The organism is Haloarcula onubensis, assembly GCF_031624605.1.
In the GTDB taxonomy this organism is placed as follows: domain Archaea; phylum Halobacteriota; class Halobacteria; order Halobacteriales; family Haloarculaceae; genus Haloarcula; species Haloarcula onubensis.
In genome coordinates, this window is the sequence record NZ_JAMQOS010000004.1 from 185,335 (window position 1) to 203,082 (window position 17,748).

Sequence of the window (17,748 nt, forward strand, 5' to 3'; positions counted from 1 at the left end):
TAATATCGAGTAAGATGCGCGTAATCGGGTCGCGGTAGTCGTATTTCCTACGTACGCGCCGAGCCGTCTCCCCGGCTGGCTGACGCACGTCTGACTTGGCTTTAGGTATCATGCCCTCTAACGGTGGCGTATGGCAAGCGTAGGACAGGGTGCCACGATAGAGGAGGACCGGTCGGGGGCCGTCGAGACGCCGCCGGCCCTCCGAATCGACACGGACGTGTTCGCGACGCTCACGGAGACGGTCGGCGAGCAGCGCGACGGCGCGCCCAGCATCGTCGCCTGGTTCGACTGCTGGCGCTCGTAGTCGAACGAGCGCGGAGGTTGTGGGGCCAGGGACGCGCAGAGCCCGAGTTCCGACGCCGCGGTCAGCTGTTCTCGACGAGTCTGGCGGCGATGCGCTGGGCGCCGACCGTGGGCGCGACGTCGGGCTGGTCGGCCGCCGTGGCCTCGATGTCGCGGTTCAGCTCCTCGCTGAGTCGCCGCTCGAACTCCTCGACGATGCCCGGGATACAGGCCATCCCGCCGGTGATAACGACGGGTCGGTCGAGCGCGAGCTGGTACACCTTCATGTAGTCGTTGGCGAGTTCGGGCAGGAACGTGTTCGCGAGTTCGTCGACCGTGTCGTCCAGATACTCGTCGACGGCGTCCATCACCGACCGCTCGATAGTGAACTCGTGGGTGCCGCCGCCAGGCTGCTGGATGATGTCGGTGAACGGTTCGAAGTCGACGAAATCGGCGTGTTCCTCCTTGTACTCGCGGGCGGTCTGAGTGTCGATGTTGACCCGGCCCTGGGTCTCCTCCTCGACGTAATTGGCTATCATGCGGTCGACCTCGTTGCCGGTGACCGCGCCGGTCGTAAACGGTGCGAGTTGCTCGCCGCGTCGGTACGCGGAGGCCTCGAGGTTCGTCGAGCCCATGTTCACGGAGATGAATATCTCGTCGATGGCCTCCAGGTCGTCGCCGAAGGCGGGGATGGAGCCACACAGCGACTCCGGATAGCTCTCCATGAGGCTGATACCGATGCCCGAGTCCTCGATGACCGACTTCAGATTCTCCAGTCCCGCCGGGTTGTCGATGGTCGGAATCGCGTAGACGACGCCGCTGTCGGCGGGGATGTCGTTCTCCTCGATGAGCGCCTCGAAGAACTTTTTCGTCATCTCGGCGCGGTCCTCGTCCTCGGGGAGCCCCGAGCGGAGCATGTACTCGACGCGGTCGGGGTACTCGCGGGCGGCCTCCTCGCCGTAGAGCACCTTCTCCTCGCCGGTCAGCGCGTCCTCGTAGGTCGCCATACATGTCAGCGTCCGGACGATGCGGTTCTCGGTGCCGTGGCTGTCCGGGAGGGCGATGACAGTCCGGGTGCTGCCGAGTTTCACACCGACCGGAACCGTCCCCCCGCTCGTACTGCTGTCTTCCGAGGAGTCGTCCGTCGACGCCTCCCCCTCGGCGGCTTCCGCCGCGTCGTCGTCACTCATATACGCTCGCCAGTTGTCGCTGCCCCGGTATATAACCTCACGTCAAGAATCAGCACCGATAATGACCCGCGAGCGGACCTGTTATGTCATGGAAGTGAGCTTGGCGACGTAGACGAGACTCAGCATGTGGTCGTCCACGCTGAGGTCGTTCCCGTCGTTGGTCGCCGTCTCGTCGATTCCCAGCAGGTAGTCCGACAGGTCCGACCGGACTCGCTCGGTAATCCAGTCGATGGACTCGTAGTACGCCAGCGCCTCGTCGGCGCCCTGGTACCCAGAGTGCATCAGCAGAAACTCGAGCCACTCGAAGACGACGAACTCGGCCGCGTACGTCTCCGGGAGCGCGGCCAGGTACGGTTTCTCGTGGCTGTCACCCGAGAGGAAGGGGAGCAGTTCGCGATAGAGCCCCGAGCGAAAAGAACTGCCGGCCAGTACCTCCTCGTCGGCGTCTTCCAGCCCCATCTCGAGGTTCGCCGGGTCGGGGATGTCGTCGGCCAGCCCGCCGTTTTTGTCGCCGCGCTGGCGAGCCATCTTCCGCAACTCGTCTAAGTCGTAGTCGCGCGGGTTGATAGTCATGCTTTCCCTATTTCAACTACGCGAAGTTAAACCTTGCAGTCGGTCTGACGGCCGTCTGACGACGCCTCGCGGCCGCTAGGCGGTGAATCGCCAGCGTGCGGTCAGTTACGCGTTTGATAATCGGGGGCGTATTTTTATACCGACCGACCTCGGAGTTTTGAACAGTTCGACGATGAACCGGGGTACAACGACCGACCCTGCCCGTGTCTGCGTGACCAACGCGAAGGGTGGGACCGGCAAGACGACTGTAGCTATCAACGTGGCCGGGGCGTTGAGCGACCGGGGCCGGGACGTCCTCTTCGTGGACCTCGACCCGCAGGGCAACGCGACGGAGGGGCTGGGGCTCGTCGACGCCTACGACGCCCAACCGCCGTCGCTGTTCGACGCGCTCACGGGGAACCCCGGAGTGCTCTCCGACATCGTGGTCGAACACGAGGAGATGGACGTGGTCCCCGCCAACATCGACATGTTGCAGGCGGAACACGAGTTGACAATCGCCGACCTCATCGCCCGCATCGACGCGCGGGGGTACGACGTCGACCCGGCGGTCCTCTCGCAGTTCGCCATCAACGTCTCCCCGGAGACGGTCAGTGGGACCCACGCGCTGGACACGCTCGACCGAGCACTGGAGACGGTCGAGGGCTACGACTACATCATCATCGACTCCCCGCCCTTTTACGGTAACCTGACCGACACCGGCGTCTACGCCGCCCAGAACGTCCTCGTGCCGGCGCTGGCGGAGGCGACCTCCGAACGGGCCATCGAACTGCTGATGGACCAGATGGTCGCGCTGGAACAGCAAGCCGACATCCAGGTTGAGATGCTGGGCGTCGTCGCCAACCGCATCGAGACGACGTCGGAGGCCGAGACGATGCTGAAGTGGTTCCAGGCCGCCTTTCCCGACAGCCCGGTGTGGCAGGTCCGAAAGCGGGTGGCGCTCCAGCGCGCCTACACCGAGGGGAACTCGATTTTCGGGACCGAGGAACAGTGTGACATGGCCGACGTGTTCGACGACATCGCGGCGCAGTTCGACGAGCGGTTCGGTTACAGAAAGGTGACAGCATGAGCGACGACCGCATGGACCGAGCAGAGCGCATCCGAAATATGCGCGAAGGCAACAGGGGTACCGACGACCGGACAGCCGACACCGCGGCGGACGCGGCCGACGGGGACGACCAGTCGGCGTCGACCGGTGACACCGACCCGTCGACGGACGACTCCGCGGCCAGCGAGCCCGACGACGCGGGGCCCGCCGACTCCGCGACCAGCGAGCCCGACGAGACGGGATTCTCCTCGCTGACGACCGACGCCGAGGATGGGGCTTCGACGGCCGAGCGGTCCGCCGACCGGGCCGACGAGACGGCCGACACGTCGGCGGCGGCGCGGGCCGCCGAGGCGGCCGCGGCAGCAGTCGAGTCCGAGGAGACACCCGCCGCCTCGGGCGGCGACGCGGCGAGCGACGCACAGGCCGCGGCCCAGCGCGCCGCCGAGTCCGCGGCGGCGGTGATGGGCACCGAGGACGCCGGGCAGGAGACGGCTGCGACCGGGACGGAGACTACCGGACAGGCCCAGTCAGCGGCCGCCGACGAGACGCCGACGGTCCCGGCGGGCGCCACCGGCGCGAGCACGGTCCCCGGCGACATCAGCGGCGTCGAACTCCCGGACCAGCAACTGCTCGAAGAGGCGATGGCCACGTCCTCCGTCGAGACCACCGAGGGCGGCGCGCGGGCGGCGATGGAGGGGGAGTCCACCCAGTCCGAGGAGACCGTCCGCGTTCTCGAGTTCTCGCTGGGCGAGGAGTACTACTGTCTCGACATCGAGTACGTCGAGGAGATAGTCAAACGCGACACGGTCACGCGCGTGCCCAACACGCCGGCGTTCGTCGACGGCGTCGTCGACCTGCGCGGCCAGATTACCACCATCCTCGAACCGAAGGAGATGATGGACATAGAGAGCGAGGGCGAGCAGAACCTCATCATCGTCTTCGACCCCGAGCAGTTCGAGGACCAGGGCGCCATCGGCTGGGTCGTCGACGAGGTCCGCCAGGTCGTCCCGATACCCGAGTCGGAGGTCAACCACCCGCCGGTGGACGCCGACTACATCAACGGTGTCGTCGACCGCGACGAGTACGAGCAGTTCGTCATCTGGGTCGAACCGGAGGACGCGCTGGCACAGGCGACCGCCACAGACGACGAGTAATCGGTCCCATTCTCCGACAGTGAGCGGTCGCTGGCGCGCCGCGAACCCGAGCGCCTACGTGGCTCCCCACCTGTAGGGCGTGTAGGATGGCTGGCTCGACGACCCAGGCAGCTAGCTTCCGCCGGCGGGTCCGCTTTTACCTGCTGGACCACGAGACCTATCTGGGGAAGGCCATCGACATCGCGCTGCTCGCGTTGAACCTCGTCTTCGTCGCGGTGTACGTCGCACAGACGTATCCGCTGTCCCGGGCGAGCGAGACGCTGCTGTGGCGTCTGGAGGTCGCCATCGGCGTCGTCTTCGCGGTGGAGTACGTCCTCCGAATCTACGGCGCCGCCGACCGACTCGCGGAGTTCCTCAACGGCTACACCGTGGTCGACCTCGTCGCCGTCCTCCCGACGTTCGCCCTGGTCGCGCTGCCCGTCTCGGCGGTCCCGTTCAACGTCGGCTTCCTGCGGGTCCTCCGCGTCGTCCGCGTCCTGCGGTTCTACCGCTTTACCGACGACGCCGAGTTCTTCTTCGGGACGATAGACGACAACACCCTGCGCGCGCTGAAGCTCCTGCTGACGGTCCTCGTCCTCTTTTTCGTCTCGGCGGGCCTCTTCTACAGCGTCGAAGCCGGCGCGAACCCCGCCGTCGGCAACTTCGGCGACGCCTTCTACTACGTCGTCGTCACCATCTCGACGGTGGGGTTCGGTGATATCATCCCGACGACGGCGGCCGGTCGCTGGGTCACCGTCGCCGCGATTCTGGCCGGTATCATCGTCATCCCGTGGCAGGCGGGGAAGATAGTCAGGGAGTGGCGCTCGAAAGAGAAGGTCAACGTCACTTGCCCGAACTGCGGGCTCTCCCACCACGACCCCGACGCCTCCCACTGCAAGGCCTGCGGGCACGTCATCTATCAGGAGTACGACTCCCGAGAGTAGCCAACACGGCACCAGCTACGAACGCCTTGCCCTCCCGCGACCGGGGCTTCATAATTGTTGGAATTATAACTGGTGTATGAGCGCACCCACCGACGAGGGCGACGGCCAGTCACTCGAACGCGTCCCGCGGGCGCTGTCGACCCGCGAAGCGTGGCTGGACCCGTTCGACTGGTACGCCGAGATGCGCGAGGACCGTCCGGTCCGGTACGACGACGACCGCCGGTGCTGGGACGTCTTCCGCTACGACGACGTGGACCGGATTCTGGACGACCCCGAGACGTTCTCGTCGGACCCGCGACTCGCCAGCGCCATCGACCTGCCCCCCGAGGAGGAACAGAGCCCCATCCTGGAGACGATGCTGACGACCGACGGCGACAGGCACGACCGGCTGCGCGGGGTCGTCGAGGACTGGTTCCGCCCGCGGGCTATCGCGGAGCGCGCCGGGCGCTTCGAGGCCATCGCCGCCGACCTGCTGGACGACGCCATCGACGGGGGGCGGATGGACCTGGTCGACGACTTCGCGTACCCGTTCCCGGTCATCGTCATCGCCGAACTACTCGGCGTGCCAAGCGAGGACCGCCCGCAGTTCCGCCGGTGGTCGGAGACGCTCGTCGAGACGCCGACCGACACCAGCGATGACGCGATGGAGGCGTTTCAGCGGCGCCAGCAGCAGGCCAGCGAGGAACTGGCCGACTACTTCGAGGCGAAACTGGACGCCCGGGCCCGCGAGCCACGGGACGACCTCATCTCCGTCATCGCCGAGGCCGCGGGGGCGGACCGACTCACGGGCGAGGAGGCGCTTGGCTTCTGTATGCTGTTGCTCGTCGCGGGCAACATCACCACCACGAACCTCGTCGGTAACGCGATGCGCTGTCTGACCGCCCACCCCGAGGCGATGGAGCGCGTGCGGACGGGCGACGTAGCGATGGAGAGCACTATCGAAGAGGTGCTTCGCTACCGCTCGCCCGTGCAGGCGCTGGCCCGCGTCGCCACGCGGGACGTGGAACTCCGTGGCATGGACATCGAGGAGGGCGACACGGTCGTCCCGTGGCTCGGCGCTGCGAACCGGGACCCGTCGGTGTTCGAGTCGCCCGAGCAGTTCCGCGTCGACCGGGCCCCGAACCCGCACTTTGGCTTCGGCCGCGGGACCCACTACTGTCTCGGCGCGCCACTGGCCCGCATGGAGGCCCGCATCGGGCTTCGGGCGCTGTTCGACCGTGCGGCGGACATCCGGCGGGTCGGCGAGCAACTGCAACCGGTGCGGAGCGCCTTCATCTACGGCGTCGAGGAGTTCCCCATCGAGTTCCGCCCCCAGCACGACGTCGAGTCGCCCGCGCACTGACGCCGAACCGTTTTTCACGACGCCGGATAACCGTTCGATATGGCACTCAGCGACCATCTCGACGAGGTCGGCCCAGGGACGATGATGCTCGTCGGTTTCGTCCTGTTCGTGTTCCCCGAACCGGCCACTTCAGCCCTCGGCGCCGGGCTCTTGCTGCTGGGCAGCGCCTGGTGGTTCTACGAGTGGGGGCGGTAGTGGTCCACGACCGCATCCACGCCCGCCGACCGAGCCACCACGTCGACCGCTGGTCGGTCGGGACAATCGAGTCCGTCGGCGAGCGCGACGGCCACTGCGTCGTCGACGTCGAGACGCCTGACGGCGAGACGGTGGAACTGGTCGTGACGCTGGCCGTCCGCGACCTCTTTGTCGCCCGACTCGACCTCGACGGAGACGACTCACCGGTCGGCGAGCGGGTGTGGTATCGAGAACACGGCGGCTGACTTACTCGGGCTCCTCGACCGGCGCTTTCACCTGTGCGATATCAAGAATCAGCGTGTTCGAGGTGTCGTCGATCGCCTCGACGGTGCCCGCGACGACCAGCCCCGACAGGGGCGTGGGTCCGGCGGCGACGGCCTGTCCGACGCTGAAGTCGCCGACCGACTGCTGGAGATGCAGTTCCGCGCGGCAGCTCTCGGGGTGGTGGACGCTCGTAAAGCGTATCTGGTCGACGGTCACGTCCAGGCGCTCGTAGTCGTGGGCGACGGTGACGGCCGCCGTCTCGTCCAGCGGCTCCCGACCCAGCGCCTCGAACGCCAGCTCGGTCGGCTCGTACCCGCCGGCCGGCCCGGAGACGCCCTCCACGACGCCGAGCTGTGCGAGCCGCTGCATCTGGTTCTGAATGGTGCCGAGACTGCGGTCGACCGCGTCGGCGATGGCCTGTGCCTTGACCGGCCCCTCCCCCGGGCGGTGCTGGTTGACCAGCGCAGTCAGGGTCTGTTCCTGACTCGTGGTCAGGTCGATAGTGACCATATCCGAGGTAACGCGAGCGCACCCATATGTGTGTGGATAGTGTCTGTGTTTGCATCCGAGCCCGTCTTGTCCCCGCGACCCCTGAGTACCGCGCGCTGCCGGTCCTCTCTGCCGCCGAAACCGACGACGCGCAGTTGACACTGCGCCGGGAACGCTGACGTGGACCCACGCCGCCCTCTGGACGCTCATCCTCGCGACCACCGGGGCCGACATCCGCCTGACGATGGCGGGACTGTCGGCGGGCCTGCGTGAGGGGACCCTCGTTCTGCGACGATGCTCGCGGAGTTCGGTCTCGCCGGGCTCTGGCTGGTGAAGTTCGGGGCGATGGTCTGGCTGGTCACCGGTTGGGCGCTGCTCGACGACCGCACCGCTGGCGTCTCTCTGGCTCTGTTCCCAGTCTCGAACGCGCTGTTGCGGTTCGGGGAGACCCGTCGGGTCGTCCGGTTTCCGGCCGCTCTCGCGCGCGTGCGCGCGAGCCCCTTATCAGTCTACGGCGCCTACGTTCGCTCATGCGAGACCGCCTACAGACGGCCGATGCGGTGGCTGAGAACGACGAGCCCGTCGACTACCAGACGGTGTCGACACCGGTGCTCGTCGTCGGCGCGGGCGCGGCGGGCGCCCGGGTCGCGATAGCGCTGGCCGAGGCCGGCGTCGAGCCGCTGGTCGTCGGGAAACGGGACCACGGCGACGCCCACACGACGTGGGCCGCCGGCGGTATCAACGCCGCCCTCGGGTCACTCGACCCCGAGGACGACTGGACGGTCCACGCCGCCGACACGCTCGACGAGGGCCACTACATCAACGACCCCGAGGCGGTGGAGCTAACGGCGAAACACATGCCCGACCGTATCCGGGAACTCGCCGACTGGGGGATGCCATTCGATCGGACCGAGGACGGGACAATCAATCAGCGCTACTTCGGCGCCCAGTCGTTCCGCCGGACCTGCTTCGTCGGGGACCGAACCGGCGAGGCGATGCTCGACACGCTCGTCGCCAAAGCTCGGGAGTTGGAGGTACCCTACCGGGACAACGTGATGGTGACGCGCCTGCTGACCGACGGCGAGCGGGTCGCGGGCGCGATGGGTTTCGACATGGCGACCGGGGAGTTCGTGCTCTTGCGCAGCGACCACGTGGTCCTCGCGGCCGGCGGCGCCTCGGCGCTGTACCACCGTCACTCCTCGCGCGAGGACGAGAACAACGGCGACGGGCTCGCGCTGGCGCTCGGTGCCGGGGCGCGCCTCGCGGACGTCGAGTTCGTCCAGTTCCACCCCACCGGGATGGTCGGTGACCGATACGGCGAGGAGTGGGACGGCCGACTCGTCACCGAGGCGGTCCGCGGCGAGGGCGGCCGGCTGTTCAACGCCGCTGGCGAGCGGTTCATGGAGCGGTACTCGCCCGACCAGATGGAACTCGACGCCCGCGACGTGGTCGCCCGCGCCATCGCCCGGGAGATTCGCGAGGGGCGGGGCACCGACGACGGCGGCGTCTACCTCGACATCTCGCACCGCGACGGCGAGTACATCCGCGAGCGGTTGCCGTCGATGTACGAGCGGTTCCAGTCGCTGGGCGTCGACATCACGGAGGCGCCAATGGAGGTCGCGCCGACGGCCCACTACTCCATGGGCGGGGTCGACATCGACTTCGCGACCGGCGAGACCGGCGTCCCCGGGCTGTACGCCGTCGGCGAGACCGTCGCGGGGGTCCACGGCGCCAATCGCCTCGGCGGGAACTCGCTGGCCGAGACGGTCGCCATCGGCAAGTTGGTCGGGGAGCACGTCGCCGACCGGGTCGACGACGGCGCGCCGACGGTGACGAGTGGCCAGCGAGCGCTGGCCGAGCGTGAGTTCCGCGCCCTGGCCGAACTGGAGGCGAGCGACGGCGAGGTGACGGCCCGCGACCTGCTGGCCGACCTCGGCGACATCCTCTGGGAACACGCCGGAATCCTCCGTGACGAGGCCTCGCTGCGCGAGGGCCTTGCGAAACTCGACGCCCTCCGGGCGCGGACGACGGACCTCCGCGTCGCTGGGGACCGCACGACACGGGACTTCGAATTCGCCGTCGACCTGTCCTTTAGCCTGCCAATCGCAGAGACCATCCTCCGGGGCGCGCTCGAACGGACCGAGTCCCGGGGCGCACACTACCGGACGGACTACCCCGAGACCGACGGCGACTGGCGGCGAAATATCCTCGTAAGCGAGGGCCCGACGGGGCTGGAGCTACGGGCCCGCGGCGTGGCCGACCCCAGCCCCGAGGTCCAGGACGCCGTCGAGCGGGGCTACGAACTGGACTACCACCATCTGGAGTAATCGTCCGCCGTCTACGAACTCTCGTTCGTCGCGTTGGTCGTGTTGGCCGTCGCGTTCATCGTTACGTTCGACGCGTCGGTCGCGTTGGTCGTGTTCGCCGACGCGTTGGTCGTGTTCGCCGACGCTGCGGTCTGGGTCGACGCGGCGCCGTCACAACCCCCTGCTCGGAGCGTGACCGGTTTGCCGAGGTCCAGTTCGGTCCGGTCCGGGTCGTCCCTGTCGCCGGACAGCAGTTGCCACGACGTTATCTCCCCCTCGTTGGTCTTCTCGGCCAGCGCGGCGTCGTCGTTGAACGCGGGGTCGATTCTGAGTTGGAGGCCGTCGACCGCCAGCCCCCGGAGCGCGCCCCCGTCGGTTCGTCCCTCGGTCCACCACCAGTCGATTTCGTCCGTCCGCGCGTCGTAGTCGGTTCCGTTGGCCGCGGTCGCGTTGGCTACCGTCGTGTTGCCGACAGTCACGTTGTCGGCCGTGACGTTGTCGACGGTCCCGTTGCCCGCGGAGACGTTGTCGACCGTGACGTTGTCGACGGTCACGTTGCCGTCGACCTCCGGGATGTCGTCGGTAACCGTGCTCTCGTTGGCTTCGAGCACCGTCCCGTTTATCTCCCACTGGTCGACGTTGGTCTTCTTCTGGTAGAGGTCGTCCTTGACGACCCACTCGGCGCCCTCGGGGACGCCGCTGACCGTGAACGAGGCGATACCGCCGGGCGTCCCGTCGTCGGCTCTGTCGTGGACCACGACGAGACTGAGACCGAACGGCCCGCGATAGAGAAACAGAATGCTGGTTTCGGACTGCTGGAGGTCCCGCGTCCCCTCCGAACTCCACGAGAGGATATCCCTGCCCCAGCGATAGAGTTCCTCGACCGGCTCCTCGCCCGACAGCGGCACCACCGGGTAACACTCGCCGTCCTGTTCGAGGACGAACGAGGCCGTGTGGTCGTCGGCGCCGCTGGTCGATACGAGTCCCAGACCGCCGAGAGCGGCGGCCGTCGCAGTCATGAACCGTCTTCGTGTCCAAGGAGCGGACATACCGCTGGAAACTGGGACGAAGCGATTTGTTATCGGGAACTTACGTTCGGTCGCACTGGCTTACGCCCGTAGCCATCTCAGTAGCGTCTTACTGCTAATACCCCCCGGTGCGAGCGACTATCACGGAACGACTATACCGCAGAACCCACTTTCTCCGGTATGAACTACGAATCCGCACTCGACAGAGCCTACGACGTGCTTCCCGACCAGCCCCGCGAGGCCGGCGAGCGCCTCTCTATCCCGGACCCCGAGGGCCAGACAGACGGCGCGTTCACGCGCCTGACGAACCTCGAATCCATCGCCGACGCCCTCTCCCGGGACGCCCAGCACCTCCACAGCGCCATCCAGCGCGAGTTCGGGACCAACGGGCAGTTCGACGGCGGCGAGGCCCGCTACAACGGTTCGTTCGACATCGCCGACTTCCAGGCGGCCGTCGACGCCTACGTCGCCGAGTACGTCACCTGCTCGGAGTGTGGCCTGCCCGACACGGTCCTCAAGACCGAGGACGGCGTCGACATGCTCCGCTGTCAGGCCTGTGGTGCCTTCCGCCCTGTCTCGAAGGGCTCGAGCAACACGACCCAGCAGAACACGCCCACGCTCGAAGAGGGCGAGACCTACGAGGTCAAGATTACCGGCACCGGCCGCGAGGGCGACGGTGTCGCCGAGAGGGGCAAGTACACTATCTTCGTCTCGGGCGCCCGCGAGGGCCAGGTCGTCAACGCCTACATCGAGTCCATCAGCGGCACGCTGGCGTTCGGTCGGGTCCAGTAAGCGGCCTTCCGGCGGGGACTTTTCGGCCCATCGACACCCTCCCATAGAGATATTACCACACACGACGATTGCGAACGCATGGCGATGGGCGAGGCCCGCGCGTACGCGGTCGGGCTGCTCCTTTTCGCGCTCGGTGCGGTGCAACTCGCCGCCGGCGGACTCGACCTGCTGGCCCGGCCCGCGACGGTGGCGGCGACGGCGCTCGCGGTGGGGACCGTCGCCGTCGGACTCGCCTTGCTTCCGGCGGCCCGATACGTCGCGAAGCGCAGAAAGCGCGGGCTGGCGCTCGCTATCGTCGGGCTCTCGGGCGTCGTGGTGGTCCACTTCGGCCCGCTGCTGGCCGGCGACGGGACGGCCCTCTCGGTGGGCAGCGTCCTCGCCGCGCTGGTCCTGATGGTGTACCTGTTGCTCCACGAGGACGCCTTCGGCGACCGGCCGGAGCGCGAACTCACGGAGGAGACGAACCCCCACGAGTTCGTCCGCTGAGCCCCGGCCGACTCAGACGTCGACTTCCTCGATGATGGCCGGCGAGTCGTTGCTGGGACTGTTGACGGCCGTCGATATCGGGTAGGTCCGCATCGGGCCGTCGTAGGGGTCGAGGAGGCCGGCCGCGGTGTCGGTGTCGCCGGTGAGCCACGTCGACTCCTCGTCGGGGGCCAGGACGACCGCCATCCGGTGGTGGAGGTCGGCCACGGTGTCGTTGGGCGCCGTGGTGACGACGGTGAACGTCTCGACGATTTCGTCCTGGCCGTCGGATTCACTGTCCGTAGTGAACTCCCCCAGCCCAGTCTGGCGCTGTGGCGGTGTCCACCGTTCGTACAGGCCCGCCATCGCGAACAGGTCGTCGTCGGGGAGGGCGACCCGGTAGGGCTGTTTCCCGCTCTCGCGTTCCACCCACTCGTACATCCCGTCCGCGGGCACCAGACATCTGCGGGACTCGTAGGCGTCGGCGAACGACCGCTTCTCGGACAGCGTCTCCGCGCGGGCGTTGATGTAGCCGTGGTTCTTCTTCTCGTCGGCGAACGACGGAACCAGTCCCCACTCCATGCGCTGGATGGTGTCGGGTTCGTCGCCGGTGATAACCGGGAGCGACTGGCTCGGCGCGGCGTTGTAGCGGGGCTCGAAGTCGAAGGCGAACGCGGCGTCGAAACGGGCTTCGATGTCGGCGGGCGGCGCGAACAGGCTGTAGCGGCCACACATACCCGCCAGTACGGGGCGGCGAGCAAAAGCCCCGGCGTTCCGCCCGCGATTTTAAACGGTATCCCGGCGTAGGGCTACCCAGATGACGGACGAGCCCTCGTTCTCGATTCCGGCCCGGCCGACCCGCCGGTTCCCTCACGGCAGCGGCGTCGAGTACGAGGGCGGCACGGAGTTCGAACTGACACCGGACCGCCAGCACACCGAAGCGGAGCTGGCGCCCGTCGTCACCGATATCCTCGCCGACGGCCCGTACCGCTACGGCGACTTCCACGACCTCCCGATGCCGCTGTGGCTCGTCCGCGACGAGGACACCGCCGACGTGTTTCGCGTGGCGGTACGGGACGGGACCGTCCGGTTGCACGTCCTGCCCGAAACCGAGTCCGCCGGGCTTCGGCGCTTCTACGACCGCCTCCGTGGCGCGGACCCGTCCCTGTCGTGGCGCGTCGACCGCCGGGTCGACGGCGGGGCCTAACGCGCTGGGGCGTCTCTCGGACGCAAAGCACGCACAGCCTCCCCCTGGCCGCTGAAGCGACTCAACAGGCGATATCGGCCACGCTCCGGACGACGAGCGCCGGGTCGAGGTCGCTCTCCTCGACCGACCGTCGGTCGGCGTCACCCGTCAGTACGATGACCGAGTCACAGCCGACTGCCTCGGCCATCCGACCCTCCGTCTCCAGACGGTCGCCGACGACCGCGACCTGCGAGGGGTCGATACTACGCTCTGCGAGAATCGGTTGGACCATCGCTGCGTTCGGTTTCCCGAAAACCGCGTCGGGACCGCGACCGGTGGCCGACTCGACCAGGGCACCGATCGAGCCACAGTCCGGGACGAACCCGTCTGCGGTCGGACAGACGAGGTCGGGGTGAGCGAGCAGGAACGGCGCGCCGTCGCGGATAGCCAGCGTCGCCCTGCGGACCTTCTCGTAGGTGAGTTCCGTGTCGAATCCGACCACCACGACCTCGGGCTCGTCGGCCGTGGGGTCGATACCTCGCCGGCGCACGGCGTCGCGGAACGCCTCCGTCCCGACGACGAACGCCGCCTCGACGCCCCTGTTCTCGAGGTCGTCTATCACCCCGTCGGTGGAGAGCACGATGTCCTCCGGACGTGCCGGTATCCCGGCCCGCTCCAGCGTCTCGACGTAGTCCGTCTTCCAGCGCGAAGAGTTGTTCGAGAGGAAGAACACGTCGACGCCCCGGTCGCGGAGCCCGGCGACCAGGTCGGCGGCGCCGTCGATGGCCTCGTCGTCGAGGTACAGCGTGCCGTCGAGGTCGATGAACACGACCTCCTTGTCGGTCACGTCGAAGCGGCTGAACGCCCGGTCGGCCCGCAGGAGGTCCGCCTCGTCGTCTATCTCGACCCACGAGGCGCCGGCGATGTCCACCGGTTCGACGGCGTGGTCGCCGCCAGCCAGGACGGTATCGACGGCCAGTTCGGTCCACGCCGAGTACTCCTCGCGGGCGTCGAGCAGCCTCGTCGCCTCCTCGAACAGCGTCGCGGAGAACGAGGCGGAGAACCGATAGGCGTCGATGGACGAGGCGTAGGCCGCCTCCGGTCCGATGTCTTTCGCGATGTGGTCGACGGTTCCGTCGGCATCCACCGTTATCTTCATCGCCTCGTCGGAGAACGCGGACGTGTCACAGGCGATAGCGGAACCGTCCGCCTCCAGATGGAGGGCACGGAGGACGGCCTCGTCGAAGACGACGTCGCCGTTCGTGAGGATGAACGGCACTCCGGCGAGCGCGTCCTCCAGCAAGGAGAGCGAGTAGAGGTTGTCGGTGTTGGCGTAGAGGTCGTTCGTCACGACAGTGACGTCGACGTCGCTGGTTTCGGCGACCGCCCGGCAGCGCTCGACGACGTCGTCTGCGAGGTATCCCGCGACGACGAACACGTCCTCGACCCCCGCCGCGTCGTACGCTTCGAGTTGCTGTTCGAGTATCGGTGTGCCCGCCACCGAGACACAGCTCTTGGGTCGCCCGAGTGTCAGGGGTCGGAGGCGCGAACCGATTCCCGCGGCAAGAATAACGCCGTACATAGGTACGGTCGGAACAACCGCGCGCAGTAAGGCCTTCCGGAGATGGCGACTCCTATCGGTCGTACGGCCGTCTTACGTATTGAGACCGAGCCGTTTCTGGGTAGGCGGACGGAGGAGTATGTTTCCGGCGTAGCCCCAGTTTTGTCACCACTCTCTCGAGTTCACCGTCCGGATAGCGGGAGTCACTTACCGGGTACTGGACCGAGCGGCCACGGCGGGGCCGGCCCGCGACGCGCGTCCACGATTGAGGGGTGGCTCCTGCCGTCAGGCCTGCCCCGTCTCGCGGTCCGTCGCCCCCTCGAAGTGAAACAGCCCGGGGTAATCCGTGATTATCCCGTCGACACCCGCCTCGCGCACCTCCGCGGCCTCGTACCAGGTGGTCGCCGTCCACGCGTTGACCTCTCGGCCCTCCTCGCGGGCGACCGAGAGCAGGTCGCGGTCGTCGATTCCCTCGAACGGGCCGACCCCTCGGTACTCCGTGCCGGAAAATGCGGTCCCGGGAACCATGTTCAGCGGCAGGTGGACGGCGTCCGCGTCGTATCGGCGAGCGACGGCGAGGCCGTCCTGAACGGAGTCGTTGAAGATGACCGCGATGGGAATCGACGGGTCGACCGCCCGCGACGCGGCGAGCGCTCCTTCGAAAAACGAGGAGACGAGGAGGTCGTGAGAGTACCCGTCCAGAACGTCGAACGTCCGTTCCACGAAGCCGTCCCAGCGCTCACGCTGGCGACGCGAGGCGTCTCCGTCGAGGTTCTCGACGGTTCGGAGATCCGTCGAGCCGGGGTTTTTCAGCTCCACGTTCAGCCGCACGTCCGCGGGAATCGCTTCGAGGACCGACTCGAGCGTCGGAACGGCGCTCCCGCTACCGAGCACGTCGAACTCCCGGATGGTGTCGTACGGTAGCTCCCAGATGTGCCGGTCACCGATATCGGGCGGCGCGTCGGTCACGCGCGCCAGCGTCTGGTCGTGATGGACCACGACCTCGCCGTCGCCGGTGGGCATGACGTCGAACTCGATGCAGTCCGGGCGGCGGGGGCCGTCGGCGTCCAGCGACCTGCGGAACGCAGCGACCGTGTTCTCGGGGAAGACACCGGCGTAGCCGCGGTGGGCGATGAGCGATACTCGCTGCTCACTGCCGCGCTCTTCGGGGGACTCCGATTCGGCACGTTGCTGTATCACGTGACCACCGCGGCGGGCAGGAGGTCGGTAAGCGGCGTCGTTTGAATCGACCGAACTCGTTCGTTAGATGGGTGGGGCGGATATCCCAGCACGTCGTCAGCGCCGGTAAGACCCCGCTAAGCATAAAACTGTTCCAAAACGTCCGACTCGGGCTGTCGGGCTCGTTCGACCGCTCAGGAACGACGGTCTCGGGCCGTCGAGGGCGTTACTGTCCGTCGAGGTGCGCCACTATCGCCCGGTAAGCCCGCTCGGCGTGCCCGGAGTCGACGCGGTCGAAGAACCGCTCTCTGACCGCCCGTCGACGGGCGGTGTACGCGTCGTCGTCGAGGGCTGTCCCCACCGCGTCGAGGAGCCCCTCGAAATCGGTCGCCCGCAGGCCCGGCGTGACCGACTCGTAGTCGAAGTAGAACCCCCGTTCCTCGCGATATGTCGAGAGGTCGTACGGGAAGTACACGATGGGCCGGTCCAGCAGGAGGAAATCGAAGGCTACCGACGAGTAGTCCGTGACGAGGACATCCACATACCGGAGTAGCGGATACGGGTCCGTCTCGGGGTCGACCTGCACGAGTCGCGGGTGTTCCCGGTCGAGTTCGACGGACTCGTTGGGGTGGAACTTGACGAGGGCCAAGGCGTCGCGCTCGGCCAGGAACGCCGCGAGCGCCTCGAAATCGTAGACAGTCGACGCGCGGTCGGCGGCCGAATCACGGAACGTCGGGAGAAAGCCGATTACGGGGCGGTCGGCCCCGGTACGTCTAGCTTCGAGCGCCGCTGCCGCGTCCACGCCGATGTCCTCGTCGTCCACCGGGTCCAGCAGGGCGTCGAGGCGAGGATACCCGGACACCACGAGGCGGTCGGAATCGATGCGAAACCCCGAACTGAACGGCTCGACCAGTGTCGATGCGGTAATCGACACCACGTCTGTGCGGTCCAGGAGCGAGGCGCGAGCGAGCCGTTCCGGGGCCGGTCGGTCCGACAGCTCCGCGTCCCAGGCGATCGACTTGAGGGGGATGCCGTGCCAGAGCTGGACGATATCCGCTCCCCCGGAACAGGCGAGGTTGACGTCCGCCACTCCGTGGCTCACGACCACCACGCCGGCCCGTAAACTGTTGTACATCCCGGTCGGACTCGTAGGTAGGAACGCCTCGTACCCCCTGGCGCGAAGCGTCGCCACCGTCGCTTTGTCCTTCGAGAGCCACACGGCCCGAATCTCCGGTCGTTCGTTCGCGACGTGGAGAAAGAGGTACTTCGCGTTGTCGACGAACCCCTCGCCGCCGCGGGTCCCGAAGACCCATCGCGTCGAGTCACGCCGACCGGCGGGCAGTGCCCGCTCGACGAGCAGGTGGGTGGCCGCTCGGACGGTCAGAGATACACTCGAAGCCCAGGACCGGGCGGATGCGAGACAGGGGAGCGCGCTCGAACGGAGTCCGGATAGCCGGAGTGGAGCCATCACGACTCCGGCGGACGAACGGCCGCCCACCATCCGCCGAGCTTCCGTTTCGAGAGTCCCTGATAGGCGGCGTCGAGGTTCGTCCGCTCAGCCGCCCCGTCCATGTAGAGTTCGACGAAGTCGAACCCGAATTCAACAGCCTGTCCGATACTCTCTCGCCAGCTGATATCGCCGGTGTGTGCCTGGCTCACGAAGCCGACCTGACGGTTACGTGTCACTCTGCCGACTACAGGTCGGCGGACGAAAACCCCTCGGTGTGATTCGTCTTCGGTCGCTGTCGGGCAAGTCGGGCGAGCGAACCGCTGT

At 67.4% G+C, this 17,748-nt stretch carries 20 protein-coding genes and 1 pseudogene; 12 read left to right on the forward strand and 9 right to left on the reverse strand.

The features are described 5' to 3' along the window. The first annotated feature begins 130 nt into the window (after positions 1–130). On the forward strand, positions 131–304 hold the full coding sequence (locus tag NDI86_RS12980) for a hypothetical protein (protein ID WP_310900863.1): 174 nt from the start codon (positions 131–133) through the stop codon (positions 302–304). A gap of 61 nt (positions 305–365) precedes the next feature. On the opposite strand, the gene NDI86_RS12985 is transcribed toward NDI86_RS12980, so the two are convergent. Both NDI86_RS12985 and NDI86_RS12990 read right to left on the reverse strand, forming a co-directional pair. Next, entirely contained in the window at positions 366–1,472 is a 1,107-nt protein-coding gene (locus NDI86_RS12985) for a hypothetical protein (protein ID WP_310900864.1), read from the reverse strand. 81 nt (positions 1,473–1,553) lie between these two features. Next, positions 1,554–2,045 (reverse strand): FlaD/FlaE family flagellar protein, encoded by a 492-nt coding sequence (locus tag NDI86_RS12990; RefSeq protein ID WP_310900865.1) that lies wholly within the window; start codon positions 2,043–2,045, stop codon positions 1,554–1,556. A gap of 172 nt (positions 2,046–2,217) precedes the next feature. Between NDI86_RS12990 and NDI86_RS12995 the strand changes: the two genes are divergently transcribed. The 6 genes from NDI86_RS12995 (at position 2,218) to NDI86_RS13020 (ending at position 6,949) form a co-directional block, all read left to right on the forward strand. Next, positions 2,218–3,111, forward strand: a complete 894-nt coding sequence (locus tag NDI86_RS12995) for a ParA family protein (RefSeq protein WP_310900866.1) — start codon at positions 2,218–2,220, stop codon at positions 3,109–3,111. Then, on the forward strand, positions 3,108–4,244 hold the full coding sequence (locus NDI86_RS13000; protein ID WP_310900867.1) for a chemotaxis protein CheW: 1,137 nt from the start codon (positions 3,108–3,110) through the stop codon (positions 4,242–4,244). Before NDI86_RS12995 ends, NDI86_RS13000 begins: the two co-directional genes overlap by 4 nt. An 86-nt stretch (positions 4,245–4,330) precedes the next feature. After that, the gene (locus NDI86_RS13005; protein WP_310900868.1) at positions 4,331–5,167 is read left to right on the forward strand and encodes an ion transporter; all 837 of its coding nucleotides are present in this window, start codon (positions 4,331–4,333) and stop codon (positions 5,165–5,167) included. Positions 5,168–5,243: 76 nt separating this feature from the next. Continuing rightward, entirely contained in the window at positions 5,244–6,509 is a 1,266-nt protein-coding gene (locus NDI86_RS13010; RefSeq protein WP_310900869.1) for a cytochrome P450, read from the forward strand. Between the two features lie 39 nt (positions 6,510–6,548). After that, entirely contained in the window at positions 6,549–6,704 is a 156-nt protein-coding gene (locus NDI86_RS13015) for a hypothetical protein (RefSeq protein ID WP_310900870.1), read from the forward strand. Beyond that, a complete protein-coding gene (locus tag NDI86_RS13020; RefSeq protein ID WP_310901162.1) occupies positions 6,704–6,949 on the forward strand; it encodes a DUF7861 family protein in 246 nt (81 codons plus the stop codon). Before NDI86_RS13015 ends, NDI86_RS13020 begins: the two co-directional genes overlap by 1 nt. Before the next feature lies 1 nt (position 6,950). Here NDI86_RS13020 and NDI86_RS13025 read toward each other — a convergent pair whose 3' ends face one another. Further along, positions 6,951–7,478 carry an HTH domain-containing protein gene (locus NDI86_RS13025; protein WP_310900871.1) on the reverse strand — a complete coding sequence of 176 codons (528 nt, stop codon included), beginning with the start codon at positions 7,476–7,478 and terminating at the stop codon, positions 6,951–6,953. A gap of 154 nt (positions 7,479–7,632) precedes the next feature. Here NDI86_RS13025 and NDI86_RS22115 point away from each other — a divergent pair. Then, positions 7,633–7,877, forward strand: a pseudogene (locus NDI86_RS22115) (hypothetical protein); the annotation flags it as partial. 110 nt (positions 7,878–7,987) lie between these two features. Then, positions 7,988–9,784 (forward strand): L-aspartate oxidase, encoded by a 1,797-nt coding sequence (locus NDI86_RS13030; RefSeq protein WP_310900872.1) that lies wholly within the window; start codon positions 7,988–7,990, stop codon positions 9,782–9,784. A gap of 11 nt (positions 9,785–9,795) precedes the next feature. On the opposite strand, the gene NDI86_RS13035 is transcribed toward NDI86_RS13030, so the two are convergent. Then, positions 9,796–10,782 carry a hypothetical protein gene (locus tag NDI86_RS13035; protein WP_310900873.1) on the reverse strand — a complete coding sequence of 329 codons (987 nt, stop codon included), beginning with the start codon at positions 10,780–10,782 and terminating at the stop codon, positions 9,796–9,798. Between the two features lie 189 nt (positions 10,783–10,971). Here NDI86_RS13035 and NDI86_RS13040 point away from each other — a divergent pair, with 189 nt between their 5' ends. Next, positions 10,972–11,583, forward strand: coding sequence for a translation initiation factor IF-2 subunit beta (locus NDI86_RS13040; protein WP_310900874.1), 612 nt, complete (start codon positions 10,972–10,974; stop codon positions 11,581–11,583). Between the two features lie 78 nt (positions 11,584–11,661). After that, positions 11,662–12,069: a hypothetical protein gene (locus NDI86_RS13045; protein ID WP_310900875.1), complete on the forward strand. Its 408-nt coding sequence runs from the start codon at positions 11,662–11,664 to the stop codon at positions 12,067–12,069. 12 nt (positions 12,070–12,081) lie between these two features. Here NDI86_RS13045 and NDI86_RS13050 read toward each other — a convergent pair whose 3' ends face one another. Further along, complete coding sequence (locus NDI86_RS13050; RefSeq protein WP_310900876.1) at positions 12,082–12,783, reverse strand: SOS response-associated peptidase; 702 nt, start codon at positions 12,781–12,783, stop codon at positions 12,082–12,084. Between the two features lie 82 nt (positions 12,784–12,865). Here NDI86_RS13050 and NDI86_RS13055 point away from each other — a divergent pair, with 82 nt between their 5' ends. After that, entirely contained in the window at positions 12,866–13,255 is a 390-nt protein-coding gene (locus NDI86_RS13055) for a hypothetical protein (protein WP_310900877.1), read from the forward strand. Between the two features lie 61 nt (positions 13,256–13,316). Here the strand turns inward: NDI86_RS13055 and NDI86_RS13060 are convergent, their stop codons facing one another. The 4 genes from NDI86_RS13060 to NDI86_RS13075 all read right to left on the reverse strand — a co-directional run bounded on the left by NDI86_RS13060 (position 13,317) and on the right by NDI86_RS13075 (position 17,660). Beyond that, positions 13,317–14,816: an HAD-IIA family hydrolase gene (locus tag NDI86_RS13060; protein ID WP_310900878.1), complete on the reverse strand. Its 1,500-nt coding sequence runs from the start codon at positions 14,814–14,816 to the stop codon at positions 13,317–13,319. A gap of 264 nt (positions 14,817–15,080) precedes the next feature. Then, entirely contained in the window at positions 15,081–15,995 is a 915-nt protein-coding gene (locus tag NDI86_RS13065) for a glycerophosphodiester phosphodiesterase (RefSeq protein ID WP_310900879.1), read from the reverse strand. Between the two features lie 205 nt (positions 15,996–16,200). Then, entirely contained in the window at positions 16,201–17,442 is a 1,242-nt protein-coding gene (locus NDI86_RS13070) for a CDP-glycerol glycerophosphotransferase family protein (protein ID WP_310900880.1), read from the reverse strand. Then, on the reverse strand, positions 17,442–17,660 hold the full coding sequence (locus tag NDI86_RS13075) for a hypothetical protein (RefSeq protein WP_310900881.1): 219 nt from the start codon (positions 17,658–17,660) through the stop codon (positions 17,442–17,444). The genes NDI86_RS13070 and NDI86_RS13075 overlap by 1 nt, the downstream gene beginning before the upstream one ends. Positions 17,661–17,748 lie beyond the last annotated feature (88 nt).